We start from the raw sequence: 14585 nt of genomic DNA, 5'->3' as shown, positions 1-14585 counted from the left end.
CGGCGCGGCGCGGGAAACTCATCGGTGCGCGATCTGCGCCCGCAGGTAGTCCTCGTGCTCGGGGCTCAACGTTGCGTACTCGGCCGGCTCGGTCACCCGCTGGATGTCGACCTCGCCGTCGTACGGGCAGCGGCGCACCCACTCGGCGGCCTCCCGCCGCGACGCCACGTCGAGCAGCCAGTACCCGGCCACCGGCGCGCCGCCTTCGGTGAACCCTTCGCAGTCGGCGGACAAGTCCTCGGGCAAGGCCATGCAGCCGAAGATCATCGGTGGCCAGCCGACGACCATCGAGGAGAACCCGTTCATGATCGCGCTCACGCAGCCCGACGGGTTCCAGTTCTGCGGCGGCGCGATCGTCGCGCCGCACAAGATCCTCACGGCGGCGCACTGCACGCAGGGCACGCAGCCGGCGGACATCAAGATCGTGGCCGGCCGGACGTCGCTGTCGCAGGACCAGGGTGTGACGGCGAACGTGACCAACATCTGGGTCAACCCGAACTTCGACTCGAACACGATGGTCAACGACTCGTCGGTGCTCACGCTGGACCAGGATCTGCCGCAGGCGCCGCTCCAGATCGCCACGCCGGACGACGCGGACCTCTACACGGCTGGCGCGAACAGCACCGTGCTCGGGTGGGGGACCGACGAGAGCGGCAACACCTCGGACGTGCTGAAGAAGGTCGACGTGCCGGTGACCCCCGATGCCGACTGCACCGCGTCCTACCAGGACCAGTTCGACCCGAAGACCATGGTGTGCGCGGGTCTGAAGGAAGGCGGCAAGGACAGCTGCCAGGGCGACTCCGGTGGCCCGCTGGTGGGCGTGAAGCCTGACGGCACGCTCAAGGAGATCGGCATCGTGTCCTGGGGCCAGGGCTGCGCGGAGCCGAACTTCTACGGCGTGTACGGCCGGGTCGCGGCGTGTCCGACCTGATCCAGGAGCAGATCAACAGCTAGTTCGAACTGGTTGGGCCGAGGCCCACTCCGCGACGGCGGGGTGGCCCTCGTCTGCTCGTTGAGCGCTCCGGCGGTCGCGGTGGTCGATGCGGCGAAGATCCCGTACGGGCGCGCGGCGAACCAGGATGCGATCAACGAGTTGCTGATCTCGCACGCCCTGGCGGGCCACCACGTGGTGCGGTTGAAGGGCGGCGATCCGTTCGTGTTCGGCCGCGCTTTCGAGGAGGTGCTGGCGTGCGCGGCGGCCGGGGTTCCGGTGACCGTGGTGCCGGGCGTGACGTCCGCGTTCGCGGTTCCAGCGACGGCCGGCGTGCCGGTGACCCATCGCGGGGTGGCCCACGAGGTCGTCGTGGTCGCCGCCGACACCGTGATCTTGCTCGCGAACATCCTGCGACGCCTCGACGAACAAGCCTAGGTGAGGTCCCGCGCCAGCTGAGCCGCATGATCATTTCACTGGGCCTGCCGGGCCGCTGGCACCCGGTCCAGCATCCGCGGGGTCACCCGCGCCACCCCCGCCTCGACCTGTTCCCACTGCGTATCGGTGAACCTGCGGGCCAACCCCGCCGCAGTGGTCGAGGACAAACCCGCCACCGGCACGATCCCTGCCCCGCGACATCGGCACACTGCCGGTCCAAGCCCACCAGGAAGTCCTCCCCGGCCAGCTGCAACCGAAGCCAGACCCACCAGCAACTCACCAGCAGTGAACCCACGATCACGCAGCTTGACCCGCCCCACCGCCGCGTCCAGAGCCCCGACCACCCCCAGCCGATCACACAACTCGGTGACCGCGGCCATCCCCGACACCGCCGTCAAGCTCGGATCCGGCGCGCCGACACACACCTTCCGCCGCCGACTACGACCATCACGTAAACTACCCACCAGATAGGTGTCCTCTCCACCGGAATGATTGTGGCGTCGTAACCAACATCATCCCAGGTCAGAGCGGCACCTATCGCTATCTCCAGGCGCGTGTCACCCACTACTCGCGGATTCGGGTCTGAACATGACCGATCCTCCCAATTTCCGTCGCGGCACCAAGGGAGCGATTTGTGCCGGACCCGTGGGCTCCGAAACGGTTCCAGTGTTCTCGTGGCAGCCGATGTGGGAAGTCGCACGGTGGTGAGACTTCCCTGAATGGATAACTGCCCTGCAGCGTTCCACGCGATGTCGCGAGATCCATGACGTCCGCAATTATCAGATCTGATATCATGGGTGTGTGTCTGATGTCGATGATCACGCGCTAGGTGAAGCAAGCCCTGAGCTGCTGGCGGTGTTGGAGTCCGCCGCGCGGTTGCAGGAGCTGGTGCCCGATGCGGTGCTTGTTGGTGGTTCGGCTGCGGCGTTGTACGCGGGGCATCGCGACTCATACGACCATGATCATGTGCTCGGAGATTTGCGTGAGCGGTTCGAGATGGTCTTGGAAGCGCTTGAGTCGGAGGGGGAGTGGGTGACCAACAGGGTGCGTCCTGGCAAGGTCATCTTGGGGCGGCTGGGTGAGATCGAGGCCGGTGTTCGCCAGATGATTCGAACCCGGCCGCTGGAGACTGTCGACGTTCGGCTTCCGTCGGGCAAGACGTTGCGGGCACCCACGGCTGACGAAACGCTGCGTATCAAGGGTTTTTTGATCGTGCGGCGCAATCAGACCAGGGACTATCTCGACGTCGCCGCGCTGGCTGCTTGTGCTGGTCGGCAGCCCACGGCGGATGTGCTGGCCGGCATCGATGAGTACTACGCCGATCAGCACGGCGAGGGACGTGGTGTCGCGGCTCAGCTCGCGCGTCAGCTTGCCGATCCACAGCCGAAGGACGCGTCGGTAACCGGTCAGCTTGACGAGTACCGGAATCTGGCGTCACGGTGGACCGATTGGCGTGCGGTTCGTGCCGCGTGCGGAGACATCGCGGCGGCTATGTTGACCGGGGAGGGCTAGGCCATGGTGTTGGCGTTTCGGAACCTCACGATCACTCCGGACGCCCCGGTCTCAGCGTGGCCGACCGAGGCGGTGCAGATCGCGTTGGAGCGGGGTGATCTCGACGACTGGCGACGGATCGTCGCCGAGATCAAGCGCGACCCGTGGGGTCGCACCGCCCGGCAGGTCGAGGAGGTCTTGGGCTACTCGCATCCCTACGGAATCGCTGAGGCGATGGCGATCGCGCTGGCCCGGATTCGCGCCGACGTCGAGGCAGGTGAGCGGGAGGAGGTCGCGGCGGAGATCCGTGGTGCGATCGCGGCATCGGGACTGAGCCGGGCCGAGTTCGCCTCGCGCATCGGCACATCGGCGTCGAGGCTGTCGACCTATGCCACCGGGAAGGTGGCCCCATCGGCGACGCTGCTGCTGCGCATCCGCCGCCTCGCCGAACGCTGACCGGACCTCCTCAGCGGTCCGGGGTACTGGCATGTTCACGAGCACCGGGACCGGGTTGAGCCCGCTGCCCTGACGGCCGCCGCCGGGACGCTGGGTGTTCCGAAGCGTCCGCTCTGTGTCCTTCAGCGCGTTGGACGCGGCCGGCGCAGGGTGGTCGAGGGGAGTTCGCCGTAGCGCTTGCGGTAGAGGGCGCCGAGCCGGCCCGGCTGCGGGCACCACCGGTGGGCGAGCGCACCGACCGGGACACCGAACGCGACCGCCGTGTCGTCCGGTGGCGATGGTGCGGGGTGGCGCGGGGTGGCCGCGGGGGTGGTGACGTGCGTTCGTCTGGTCCGGGGTTCGGCATGCCGTCCGCGGTCGGCACGCCGACGTGAGAGGTCGGCACGCCGACGTTATTGGTGTGGCACGGTGAGGTCCGGGTCGACCTGGTCGAGTGCGAGCGCTTCGGTGTCCCAGAGCCCGGCTTCCGCGCCGTGCGGCGCCGGCATGATGATTCGGTCGGCGATCCCGGCGTACCGGCGGTGTAGAGCGCGGCCGACGTCGTGTTGCGGTGCGACGGTCGCGAAGATGTCGAGAATCGTGTCGTCGACCCGTTCGGCCATGCGGCTCCACCGGTCGCGGTCCGCGGACAGGCTCAGCTCCAGCAGTTCGTCGCCGAGGCCGCCGAGTCCGTACGGGTCGAGGACGGACCGGTAGGCGGGGGTGCTACACCAGAAGGCGATCAGGGTGCGGACCCGTGCCGCCACCCGGGCACGCTCGGCGTCGGTGCGGCCGGTCACGACCAGCGGGACGCACACCACGGTGAACGAGCTCCGCGGCCGCCCGGACTTCGCCAGCCCGCGTTCGACTGCGGGCATCAGCACCTCGGCCAGGTGGCGCCGGGTGGCGTGTGGCGGGGTGATCAGCCCGGCCGCGACCTCGCCCGCCAGCTGGGCCATCCGTGGCCCCGCGGCGGTCAGGAACACCTTGGGCGGGCCGTGGGGGTTGGGTGGCGGCGTGAAGAACGGCGACATCAGGGTGTGGGTGTAGAACTCGCCGCGGAACTCCAGTGGCCGTTCGTGGTTCCAGCAGTCCCAGATGGCCCGCAGGGCCGCGACGAACTCGCGCAGGCGAGCGGCGGGGCGATCGGACGGCATGGAGAAGCGGTTCGCCAGATGGACGCTGCGCTGGGTCCCGATTCCCAGGGTCAACCTGCCGCCGGACTGCGCGTGCAGGTCGTTGGCGGCGGTGGCCACGGTCATCGGGTTGCGGGCGAGGGCGATCACGGCGGCGGTGCCGAGCTCGATGGAGGTCGTGCCGGCGGTCGCGGCGGCCAGGGCGAGCAGTGGGTCGTGGTTCTGTTCGGGCACCCAGAAGGCGCCGTAGCCGGCGGCCTCGCACGCCGCGGCCGCTCCGGCGGCGTCGGGGAACCGGTCCGCACCGGCGAAGGACAGCGGGGACACCATGCCGTCGACGCGAAGGGATCCCGGGTCGGGTGCCGGTTGGACTCGGTTTCCGGTGGGTTCGGCCACGGTGCCGCCCGAGCGCGGCGTCGGCGCCGGGCGGGAGTCGCCCATCGCGTGGAGGCCGGTGACCAGCCTGTCGAAGAACGCCCCGTCCAGCGGTGGCGCCGGCACCCCGGCCGTGCGCAACGCCGCCCGCGTGGCCTCGGACCGAAAACGCGGTGGCCGGTGGGCGGGATCGAGAGCCAGCAGATAGCGGCCCGCCTCGGCCATGGCGGCCATCGGCCGCACCGCCGGATCCGCCGGGTGGTTCTGGAGCTGACTCCACCAGTCGTCCGGTTCCACCGGGTCCAGTCGATGGCCGGCCCGGCGCAGCGCGTCGAAGACGTCGGCGAGCCGCAGCGGTTCGGCACGGATCAGGTGGAATGCCCGGCCCGTGGTGTCCGCCCGCCAGATCAGTGCCACGATGCCGCGGGCGACGACGTCGATCATGTCGGCGGGCACCACATCGGGGCCGGTGGGTGCCGTGCCGAGCGCCACCGCCGCGCGCAGCATCGGCACCAGCACGTCGGTGCCGGAGGTGCGGCCGGTCCGCGAATACCCGGTGACCAGCCCAGGCCGGAACACGGTGACCGGGAGGCCGTCACGGGCGGCGACGCGCAGCTCGAGCTCCGCGGCCGCCTTGCTCCTCGGGTACCCGAGCCGGCCCGCGGTGGCCAGGGACGGCGCGGTGTTCTCGTCCACCTCGTCCAGTCCCGCCGACCGGGCGCCGACCAGGACGCTGAGGGTGGAGACGTGGTGGAACCCGGCCGGTTGTCCGGTGAGCTCCGCGCGGCGCCGGGCGAAGGCGATCAGGCTGCGGGTGCCGCCGACGTTGACCGGGGCAAGGCGTGCGTAGTCCGCGGCGAGGTTGACGTTGGCCGCCGAGTGGATGATCGCGTCGACGGTCTCGGCGAGCGCGTCGTAATCCCGCCCGGACAGTCCCAGGCCGGGCCGTTCGAAGTCGGCCGGCAGGACGATGAGGCGCTCCCCGGCGTCCGGCCGGTCGTCGACCTGCCGCAGGCGCCGTGCGAGTCGCTCCGCGGCCGCCGCCGGGTCCGCGCCGCGGACCAGGCAGTACACGGTCGCCGAGGTGCTGGCGAGAAGCTCGGCGCACAGCTGCCCACCGAGGCTTCCGGTGGCCCCCGTCAGCAGCACGGACCGGGGCGGCGCCTCGTGGTTCACGACGCGATCTCGGTGACCAGCGCGCGGAGGCTTGCCGCCCGCAGCAGTTGGGAGACGGTCACCTCGCGACCGTGTTCGCGGCGCAACCGGTTGCGCAGCTCGGCGGCCATGAGCGAGTCCAGACCGAGCCGGTTCATCGCCCGGGTCCGGTCGACGTGCTCGGCCGGCTGGCCGAGCACCCCGGCAAGCTGCACCACCAGCCACTCCTCCAACGCCGAAACGTCCAGTGCCGCAACGTCCGTGGCGCCGTTCGTCGTTTCGGGGGCCCGGGGTGCCGGCACCACAGTGGACGGAGCCGGGCCCCGCAGGTGCTGGCCGCCCAGCAGGTCGCGGAGGACCGGGGCGTCCGCGTCCTGCGGATAGGCGGCCAGGTACGCCGGCCAGTCGACGGGCACGCACACCAGCCGGCCTTGCGCGCCCAGCATCGCGGCGAACAGGTCGGGCGCGTCCGCCGGCCGGATGGGCAGCAACCCGGCCGGCCGCACGTCGTGCCCGTGCTGCTTGCTGAGCCGGTCCGCCAGGCCCGTCTCAGCCCAGTAGCCCCAGTTGACCACGGTGGCGGGCAGGCCGGCGGCGCGCCGGAAGTCGGCGAGGGCGTCGGTGAACGCGTTGCCGGCGGCGTAGGCACCGAGGTGATGGCCCAGCGTCAGCCCACCGAGCAGCGACACCGCGGAGGAGAACAGGACGAAGAAGTCCAGCGGCGTCTCGGCGAACAGCCGGTGCAGGGCCCACCCGCCCGCGACCTTGGGCCGTAGCGTGCGGTCAAGCTCCACTTCGGACAGATCGCGCACCGGGGCCGGGTCGAGTACCGCCGCGGCGTGCACGACGCCGGCAACCGCGGGCAGCCCCTCGCGCTCCCTGCGTCGCAGCAGATCGGCCATGGCGTCCTGGTCGGCCACATCCACCGTGGCGTACTCGACCGCGGCCCCGGTGGCGCGCGGCGCAGCCAGGGCGGCGTCGGCGGTGACGTGGCTGCGTCCGGTCAGCAGCAGGTGCCGCGCGCCCTGGTCGATCAGCCACTGGGTGAGCAGTGCGCCGATGCCGCCGAGTCCACCCGTGACCAGGTAGGTGGCGTCGGGCCGGATCCGCGCGGCCCGACGTATTGAACGGTGCCGGTCCACCGGGCCGAACGCGAGCGTGAGCTTGCCGACGTGCGCCGAGCGGGCCATGAGGGAGAACGCCTCGGCCGCCTGCTCGGCCAAGAAGATCCGGTGTACGGGCGGGGTGAGCTCGCCGCGGTCGACGAGGTCGGTCACGGTGCGCAGGATCTCGCCCAGGCGTCGCGGCGCGCGCAGGTAGAGGTCGTGGAAGTTGACCGGCAGGTAGGAGCGGCAGCGGGAGAACACCGACATGGGCAGCGGTCGCCCGTGGGCCACGTCGTTCACCGCGAGGTCGACGTACCGGCCGAACGGGTTAAGTAGCGCGAAGTTGGCCTCGACCGCGTCACCGGCCAACGTGTTGAGGACGACATCAACCCCACCGTCGACGCCGCCGTACTCGCCCTCGTCGCGGAACTGGTCGGCGAACCGGGTGTCGCGGGAGTCCGCGACCTTGACGGCGCCGAGCGTGCGCAGCATGTCCCGCTTGGTCTCGGTGCCGGCGGTGGCGTACACCGTGGCGCCGCGCCAGCGCGCGATCTGCAGCGCGGCGAGGCCGACCCCGCCGGTCGCGGAGTGGATCAGCACGCGCTCGCCGGGTCGCAGCCCGGCCAGCGTCACCAGCGCGTGGTAGGCGCTGCCGTAGGCCAGCGGCAGCGACGCGGCCTCGGCCGGGGTCAGCCGCTCGGGCTTGCGCACCGCCAGGCAGGCGTCCACGACCACATGGGAGCGCAGCGCGGGATGGGCGAACGCGAGCACCTGGTCGCCGACGGACAGGCTGTCCACATCGGCGCCGAGCCGGGTGACCGTGCCGGCGCACTCCCTTCCCAGAAGGGTGTCGTCCTCGCCGGCCAGGGCACCGGTGGCGGTGAGGACGTCGCGGTAGTTCAGGCCGGCGTGCGACACCCGGATCTCGATCTCGCCGGGGCCGGGATCGCGGCGTTGCTCCGGGCCCGGCGCCAGGCTGGCGATGCCGTCCTTGGCGTCGAGGGCGAACCCAGCGCTGTTCTCCGTGGCTGCTCCGGGCAGCAGCCGGGGTGCGTACCGGCACCCGTCGCGCAGGGCGATCCGGTTCTCGGGGCCGGGGGAGAGCAGCAACGCGCCCAGGTCCGCCGCCTCGTCGCCACCAACGTGACTTGAGGCGAGGTCGACCAGGGTGGTGGTGTGGTCCGGTTCTTCGAGCCCCAGGACCTGGCCGAAGCCCCACAGCGCCGCTTGCCAGGGCGCCTGGCCGGCACCCTGGCGGGCGACGGTCTGGGCGCCGCGGGTGAGCAGGAACAACCGCGGACCCGACGACTGGGGGAGTTGCGCCACGGCGTTGGCCAGAGGCACGAGCGTGGCGCACAGGTCGGTGGCGGTCCATTGCACCTCGCGGGGCGAGGCGTCACCGTCGGTGCCGGTGGCCAGCGCCCACAGGCTCACGACTCCGCTCAGTGGGGCATCGCGCGAGGCTTCGGCCAGCACGCGGGCCAGATCGGCTTCCGACTCCGGCGCGGCCCGGAACCGGCCGGGGCCCTCGGTGGCGAACCCGTTGCCGTGGTGGACGGTGGAGACGGTGCAGCCGGCCGAGGTGAGGTGCCGGGCCAGTTCGGTGTCGAGTTCGGTGTCGCCGCACAGCAGGAGCCAGTTCCCCGGCTCGGCGGGGGCCTGCTCGGCTGTGACCTCCTGCCAGTGCCAGGTGTGCCACCAGGGCTCGGACCGGGCCGGCGGTTGGGCGGCGAGGTGCCTGGCCCGCACCCCGGTGATCTCGGCGACCGGCGTGCCCTGGTGGTCGAGGACCGTGAGGTCGGCGGACGCTTCGTCGGGGTCGGCCGCCGAGAGTCTCGTGTGGACCCACAGCTTCCCGGACACGTGCGGCTGGTGCAGCCGCAGCCGGCGCACTCCGAGCAGCACGAATCCGCGGTCGCTGTCGCTGCGCTCGGGAAGCACGGCGGCGATGGTCTGCAGGCAGCTGTCCAGCGCGCCAGGGTGGAAAGAGAACCCGTCGTCGGGTGCCGGTCGGAGCCGGGCGAGCGCCTCGCCGTCACCGCGCCACAGCTCGGCGATGCCGCGGAAGGCGCCGCGCCAGCTGTTCCCCGTGCTGGCGTGCGTGCGATAGAACCGTTCGCCCGCCTGCCAGTCGGGGCACCGGCGGCGGATCTCGTCCAGCGTCGCCGGCGCGGCGGTCTCGTCGGCCGGCCGCAGCACTGCCTCGGCGTGGTGGGTCCACTCCGTGGCGGGGTCGGGTCGGCTGGCGATGCGCAACCGCCAGTCGGTTCCCTCGCCTTCTGTCTCGGCCTCGGCGCGGACCCGCAGTTCCAGATCGTCGGCAAGCAGCAGCAACTCGCTGAAGTCCATATCGGACACCTGGGCGGGCTGCCCGCCAAACAGCCGGTCGGCGGCGGCCTGGGCGAGTTCGAGGAAGCCCGCACCGGGCATCACCGGCTGGCCGGCGACCCGGTGGTCGAGCAGGAAGCCGTTGCGCGCCAGGTCGATCCCGCCGCGCCACTCGGGACTGTCGTGGCCGTTCGCCAGCTCTCCCAGCAGAGGATGGGGCGCGGTGGTCATGGTCGGTGTCTCCGTCCGGGGAGGTGTTTCGGTGGCGGGCCGGCCGATCGGTGGCCAGGGGCAGTTCGCGGCTTGGTGCCAGTGGCTGTCGCGTAGCCACGGGTGGCGGGGCAGGTCGACGAACGGGCCCGGTCCGCCGTGCACCTGCCGCCAGTCCGGTTCGCATCCGGCCGCGTAGAGGGCGGCCAGCGACTCGTAAAGGCAGGACAGTTCGGGCTGGTCCCGGCGCAGGGACCCCAGCACGTGTGCGCCGTTCGCCTGGAGCGCGGTCGTCAGCACGGGATGCGGCGCCAGCTGCAGGAAGATCACAGGTTCCTGCTCGAGTACCGCCGCGGCGCGCACGACCTGGTCGAGCCGCACGGTCTCGCGCAGGTTGCGCCACCAGTAGTCACGGTCCAGGGCGGCGCCGGGTACGGCGTCGCCGGTGACCGTGGAGAGGAACGGGATCGTGGTGGGGCTGGGGACGAGGTCTGCGAGGTCGTCCAGCAGCGGTTGCCGCACGGGGTCGATCTGCGGGCTGTGCGCGGCGTAGTTCACGTCGACGCGCTGGCAGGAGATGCCGCGTCGCTCGCAGCCGTCGACGATCCGGTCGATCTCGTCGGGGGCGCCGGACAGGACGGTCGACACCGGGCTTTCCTCGACGGCGACCGAGGCGGTGGCTGCCAGTTCCGCCAGCAGGGCGGGGACGTCGGCGTGCGGTCGCTCCACCCAGCACATGGCGCCGCGCGGGGCCAGCTCGTCGATCAGCGCGGCGCGCCGGCAGCTGAGCCGGCCCGCCTGCTCCAGGGTGAGGGCGCCCGCGCAGTACGCGGCGGCGATCTCGCCCTGGCTCTGCCCGAGCACGGCGTCCGGCTCGATGCCCCAGGCGCGCCACAGCCGTGCGAGCGCCACGCCCATCGCCCACAGCGCGGGCTGGACCTTCGCGGTCTGCGCCAGCCAGGCCGGGTCGTCCGCGTGCAGCGCGTCGATCAGGGACCAGCCGCCGTGCGTGCGGATCACCGCGTCGCAGGATTCCATGGCCTCCCGGAACGGGCCGGCGTCCAGCAGCGTGCGGCCCATGCCGTGCCACTGCGAGCCCTGGCCGGGAAAGACGAACACGACCCGAGGGCGCCGCTGGTCCCCGGCGGTCAGCTCCCGACCGGCCAGGAAGTCGCGCAGCGCGTCGGCCATGCCCCGCGCCGAGTCCGCCGTCACCACGACCCGGCTATCCAGGTGGTCGCGGCGCTGCGCGGCGGCGGCGCACAGCCGGCGCAGCGGTGGTGGACCGCTCTCCAGCAGGACGACGTACTCCTCGGCGAGGGTCCGCAGCGCGGCGGCGGACCGGGCCGAGATGGCGAGGATCCCGGGTCCGTCGGGCCCGTCTTCGCGCTGCTGTCGCGGTGCCGAGCCGAGCACGAGGTGGACGTTGGTCCCGGTGGCGCCGAAGCTGTTGACCCCGGCCAGCACGGTGTGGCCGGCGTCGGGCAGCTCGGTGGGGCCGGCGGGCAGCCGCAGCGGCGCGGTGTCCCAGTCGATGGCTGGAGTTGGCTCGACGAGCTGCGGGTTGCCGGGCACGAGCCGGTGTTCCAGGCACAGCACCGCCTTGATCAGGCCGACTACTCCGGCCGCCGCCTCGGTGTGCCCGACACAGACCTTCGCCGAGACGACCAGACACCGCTCCTGGTCGGGTGTTCGCGGACCGAGTACCTGGGACAGCGCGGTCAGCTCGACCCGGTCGCCCAGCGGTGTGCCGGTGCCGTGCGCCTCGACGAACGCCACCTCCCGGGGGTCGACACCCGCGTTCGCGTAGGCGGCGCGCAGCATCTCCAGTTGTCCCTCGACGGTCGGGGCGACCATGCCGCTGCCGGTGAACCCGTCGTTGTTGACCGCGCCGCCGAGGATCACCGCGCGCACCCGGTCCCCGTCGGCCAGGGCGCGGTCCAGCGGCTTGAGCGCGACGAGCCCGATGGCCTCGCTGCGCACGTAGCCGTCGGCCGAGGCGTCGCCGAACGCGCACCGGCCGTTCGGCGACAGCGCGCCGGCCTGACCGAAGGTGATGGTGGCGTACGGGGTGAGGATGACGTTGGCGCCGCCGGCCAGCGCGATGTCACATTCCCGTGCGCGCAGGCTCTGGCAGGCCAGCTGGATGGCGGTCAGCGAGGAGGAGCAGGCGGTGTCCACGGTGAGCGCGGGACCACGCAGGCCGAAGGCGTAGGCCAGGCGTCCGGACAGCGAGCCGCGCCCGGTGCCCAGCTCGGCGTAGAAGTCGAGCCCGTCGAGATCGGGCAGCTGCCGCAGCCAGTAGTCGCCGTAGACGTTCCCGACGAAGACCCCCGTGCGCTCCCGGCCGAGCTGCTCCGTCGGCATCCCGGCGTCCTGCGCGGTCTCGTAAGCGGTCTCCAGCAGCAGCCGCAGCTGCGGGTCGGTCTTGCGGGCCTCCCGCGGCGACATGTCGAAGAACGCGGCGTCGAACCGGTCGAGATCCGGCAGGAACCCGCCGCGGGTCGACGGAACCCGGCCCGGTGTGCGGGGCCGCGGGGAGTACAGGTCACGCAGCCACGGCCGGTCGGCGGGCGCCTCGGTGACCGCGTCCCGCCCCTCCACCACCAGATCCCACAACGCGTCCGGGTCGGGCGCGCCGGGAAACCGGCCGCTCATGCCGATGATCGCGATGGCCGGGTCAGTTGCCATGGCCGTTTTCCCGCGCCGGGCCGTGGGACCGCCTTCTCACACCGGTCATTTCGGCGCTGTTCGGTGATGGCGGCGACGGAACTGCGCGCGCAGGGCAGCACGCTCCATTTCGTCGAGGGAAACGTGCAGGACGATGCCGAGATCTTTCAACCAGTCGTCGGGGATGTATTTCTCGTGCTCGTATTCGGAGATCCGTTCCCTCGTGATGCTCGAATTGCCCGAGATCTCGGTGAGGACCCGGGCGAGGGTGGACTGTGAAAGGCCGAGATCACGGCGTCGGCGGCGGATCAGTTGGCCGATTGACTCGCCGTCCGGTCGGGGCAGCGGGCCTTCCGTTGCCGTCGGTGGTTGTCGATCACGCATGATCCGCGTAGCCCCCCCGTTCGCCAGGCGTCATTCCCCACCGGCTGGGGAGGAGCCCGTGTCTGTGTTCAGCCCGGCCAATTCGGCGCGCTGGCCAGGAGTTCGACAGAACACCACGTTAGCGATTTGTTTCGGGCAGGGAAGGGGGCCAGTTTGAGGCTCAGGAGTCGGATCGGAGTGACTGGTGGAAGCGCAGTGCTGCCTGCCAGCCGGCCTGGAAGCGGGTGCGGGCGGCGAGGCTGCGCATCAGGGCGTGCAGGCGCCGGTCCAGCGTGCGGGACGAGACCCCGAGCCGGCGGGCGATGGCGTCGTCTTTGAGGCCGGCGGTGAGTAGGAGGATCAGCTCGTTGGTCTGCCCGTCGGATTCCGGCAAGTATCTCGGTGGTTTGTCGGGAGACAGAGCTGTCAGGGGGGTCGACTGCCGCCAGAGGGCTTCGAAGAACATCTGGAGGGTGTCGACGATCGTGGGGGCTCGGACCAGCAGGCAGCCGGCCGCGGGGTCGTGGGTGACCAGGGGGATGAGCGCGACCTTGGAGTCGACCAGGACCATCTTCGTGGGCACGTGCGGGAAGATTCGCGTCTGCTCGCCGGCCCGCATGACAGTCCGCAGCACGTCGGGCGTGACGGGGACGGCGATCGCGGTGGGGTCGTAGATGGCGCGGTAGGACACGCCGCGGGCCAGGTTGGGGACCTCGGCGGCCTCCACCGGCTCGTTCAGCACGGGCGGCCGGACCAGCGCGCACACCTGCTGTTCGGCGGCGCGTTGCATCTGGTCCAGCCGGCGCAGGATGGTGTCCCCTCCGGTCAGCAGCTCCAGCATCTCGGGGGCGTTCTCGTGCGGCGCCGCGGCCGTTCTGGCCAGTTCGGAGAGGTGGACGGCGGCCAGGCGAGCCCGCTGCAACTCCTCCTGGCGGCGCAGCACCAGTGCGGGTATCGCGATGTCGGGCGGCGTGGCGAGATACCGCCGTGGCCGGGTGTCGACCTCGGCGACCAGCTCGTCGTCCCGCAGCGCGGAGAGCGCCTCCCGCGCCGCACGCGGCGACAGGCCGAGGCGTTCGACAACGTCGTCGACGGTTAGCCTGGGTGCGCACACGAGCAGCACGTACACCTGTTCCTGGGTTTCGGTGAGGCCGATGGGGGCCAGCAACCGCTCGGTGGGCATCTTGTGGTCTGGCGCAGGGTCCAGCACGGTCATGTCGGTCTCCCTCAGGTGGCTGGGCAGCACCTGTGGTCTTGCCCGGTACAACGACCAGCCCTAACATTGGTTACGACGCGTGACAGCCCACGCGACCGCGGAGCGCGAGGGCCGCACCGCCGCGTGAGCGGCCGTTCGCACTGATAGCCGGATCTTCCTGGTCGCTGCCATTATGTACATCGGGACGCAGGTGGATACATCCTGTTGATTCCGTTAACATACCGTGACGATGGCCGTTGCCTCCGAGACGCTGCTCGAGCCGGACCCGATGGGCGGGGATCCGGTTGGGACACGGAACCCGCCCGTGGGTGATCTTGCCGAACGTGGGGCCGTCTTGACCCGGTGTCGGCGTCGCGCCCACGCTCACCGAGACCAGAGGACACCGCCCACTCCCGCCGCACGCCGGTACATGCCACATCAAGCGAATTCTCACTGAAGTCGCGCGGTTACGGCAACAGGCCGGCGCATGCACTGGCCAATGACGGTTCCCGTCATCGCCAGTTGATAGCTCACCGGCTGGCGAACTTCCGCCGATGGCGTTTTTGCGCCACCGCATTGTGATAAGACAATGGCTCTCAGCCGCGCTACTCAGCCTGGATCCACCGCACGAATTTGAGTGATCATTTCTAGCGGTGTAGTTGATCTTCAATCGGATGTGCTCGGTCGTGGGCGCGTGGTATCTGCTGGCCTCGCGTCCAGCTTGTTCACTTGGCGTCTCCGGTCGGGCCTTT

Annotated in this window: 9 protein-coding genes and 1 pseudogene; 4 read left to right on the top strand and 6 right to left on the bottom strand. The window is 71.1% G+C overall.

Going from position 1 to position 14585, the window contains the following annotated elements:
- Window positions 1–18: 18 nt before the first annotated feature.
- Window positions 19–306 carry a hypothetical protein gene (locus GEV28_RS37815; protein WP_291418404.1) on the bottom strand — a complete coding sequence of 96 codons (288 nt, stop codon included), beginning with the start codon at window positions 304–306 and terminating at the stop codon, window positions 19–21.
- On the opposite strand from GEV28_RS37815, the gene GEV28_RS37810 reads away from it, so the two are divergent.
- Entirely contained in the window at window positions 305–931 is a 627-nt protein-coding gene (locus tag GEV28_RS37810; RefSeq protein ID WP_291418402.1) for a serine protease, read from the top strand. The two genes, GEV28_RS37815 and GEV28_RS37810, sit on opposite strands and share 2 nt — an antisense overlap.
- A 90-nt stretch (window positions 932–1021) precedes the next feature.
- Window positions 1022–1312, top strand: a pseudogene (locus tag GEV28_RS37805) (SAM-dependent methyltransferase); the annotation flags it as partial.
- 92 nt (window positions 1313–1404) lie between these two features.
- Here GEV28_RS37805 and GEV28_RS37800 read toward each other — a convergent pair.
- Window positions 1405–1536 (bottom strand): hypothetical protein, encoded by a 132-nt coding sequence (locus GEV28_RS37800; protein WP_291418400.1) that lies wholly within the window; start codon window positions 1534–1536, stop codon window positions 1405–1407.
- A 634-nt stretch (window positions 1537–2170) separates the two neighbouring features.
- Between GEV28_RS37800 and GEV28_RS37795 the strand changes: the two genes are divergently transcribed.
- Both GEV28_RS37795 and GEV28_RS37790 read left to right on the top strand, forming a co-directional pair.
- A complete protein-coding gene (locus GEV28_RS37795; protein ID WP_291418398.1) occupies window positions 2171–2881 on the top strand; it encodes a hypothetical protein in 711 nt (236 codons plus the stop codon).
- Window positions 2882–2884: 3 nt separating this feature from the next.
- The gene (locus GEV28_RS37790; RefSeq protein ID WP_291418396.1) at window positions 2885–3316 is read left to right on the top strand and encodes a helix-turn-helix transcriptional regulator; all 432 of its coding nucleotides are present in this window, start codon (window positions 2885–2887) and stop codon (window positions 3314–3316) included.
- Between the two features lie 392 nt (window positions 3317–3708).
- On the opposite strand, the gene GEV28_RS37785 is transcribed toward GEV28_RS37790, so the two are convergent.
- From GEV28_RS37785 to GEV28_RS37770, 4 genes are all read right to left on the bottom strand, one after another.
- A complete protein-coding gene (locus GEV28_RS37785; RefSeq protein ID WP_291418394.1) occupies window positions 3709–5982 on the bottom strand; it encodes a TIGR03617 family F420-dependent LLM class oxidoreductase in 2274 nt (757 codons plus the stop codon).
- A complete protein-coding gene (locus GEV28_RS37780) occupies window positions 5979–12296 on the bottom strand; it encodes a type I polyketide synthase (RefSeq protein WP_291418392.1) in 6318 nt (2105 codons plus the stop codon). The genes GEV28_RS37785 and GEV28_RS37780 overlap by 4 nt, the downstream gene beginning before the upstream one ends.
- A 45-nt stretch (window positions 12297–12341) precedes the next feature.
- Entirely contained in the window at window positions 12342–12659 is a 318-nt protein-coding gene (locus tag GEV28_RS37775) for a helix-turn-helix transcriptional regulator (protein ID WP_291418391.1), read from the bottom strand.
- Between the two features lie 160 nt (window positions 12660–12819).
- The gene (locus GEV28_RS37770; RefSeq protein ID WP_291418390.1) at window positions 12820–13854 is read right to left on the bottom strand and encodes a helix-turn-helix domain-containing protein; all 1035 of its coding nucleotides are present in this window, start codon (window positions 13852–13854) and stop codon (window positions 12820–12822) included.
- Window positions 13855–14585: the final 731 nt, after the last annotated feature.

Source organism: Actinophytocola sp., assembly GCF_009379765.1.
GTDB lineage: Bacteria > Actinomycetota > Actinomycetes > Mycobacteriales > Pseudonocardiaceae > Actinophytocola.
Note: the sequence above shows the minus strand (reverse complement) of the source record. Positions and strands in the feature narration are given on the sequence as shown.

Coding starts and splice junctions, on each gene's coding strand:
- GEV28_RS37810 (WP_291418402.1), top strand. CDS start 305: ATGATCGCGCTCACGCAGCCCGACGGGTTCCAGTTCTGCGGCGGCGCG.
- GEV28_RS37815 (WP_291418404.1), bottom strand. CDS start 306: ATGAACGGGTTCTCCTCGATGGTCGTCGGCTGGCCACCGATGATCTTC.
- GEV28_RS37790 (WP_291418396.1), top strand. CDS start 2,885: ATGGTGTTGGCGTTTCGGAACCTCACGATCACTCCGGACGCCCCGGTC.
- GEV28_RS37780 (WP_291418392.1), bottom strand. CDS start 12,296: ATGGCAACTGACCCGGCCATCGCGATCATCGGCATGAGCGGCCGGTTT.
- GEV28_RS37775 (WP_291418391.1), bottom strand. CDS start 12,659: ATGCGTGATCGACAACCACCGACGGCAACGGAAGGCCCGCTGCCCCGA.
- GEV28_RS37770 (WP_291418390.1), bottom strand. CDS start 13,854: ATGACCGTGCTGGACCCTGCGCCAGACCACAAGATGCCCACCGAGCGG.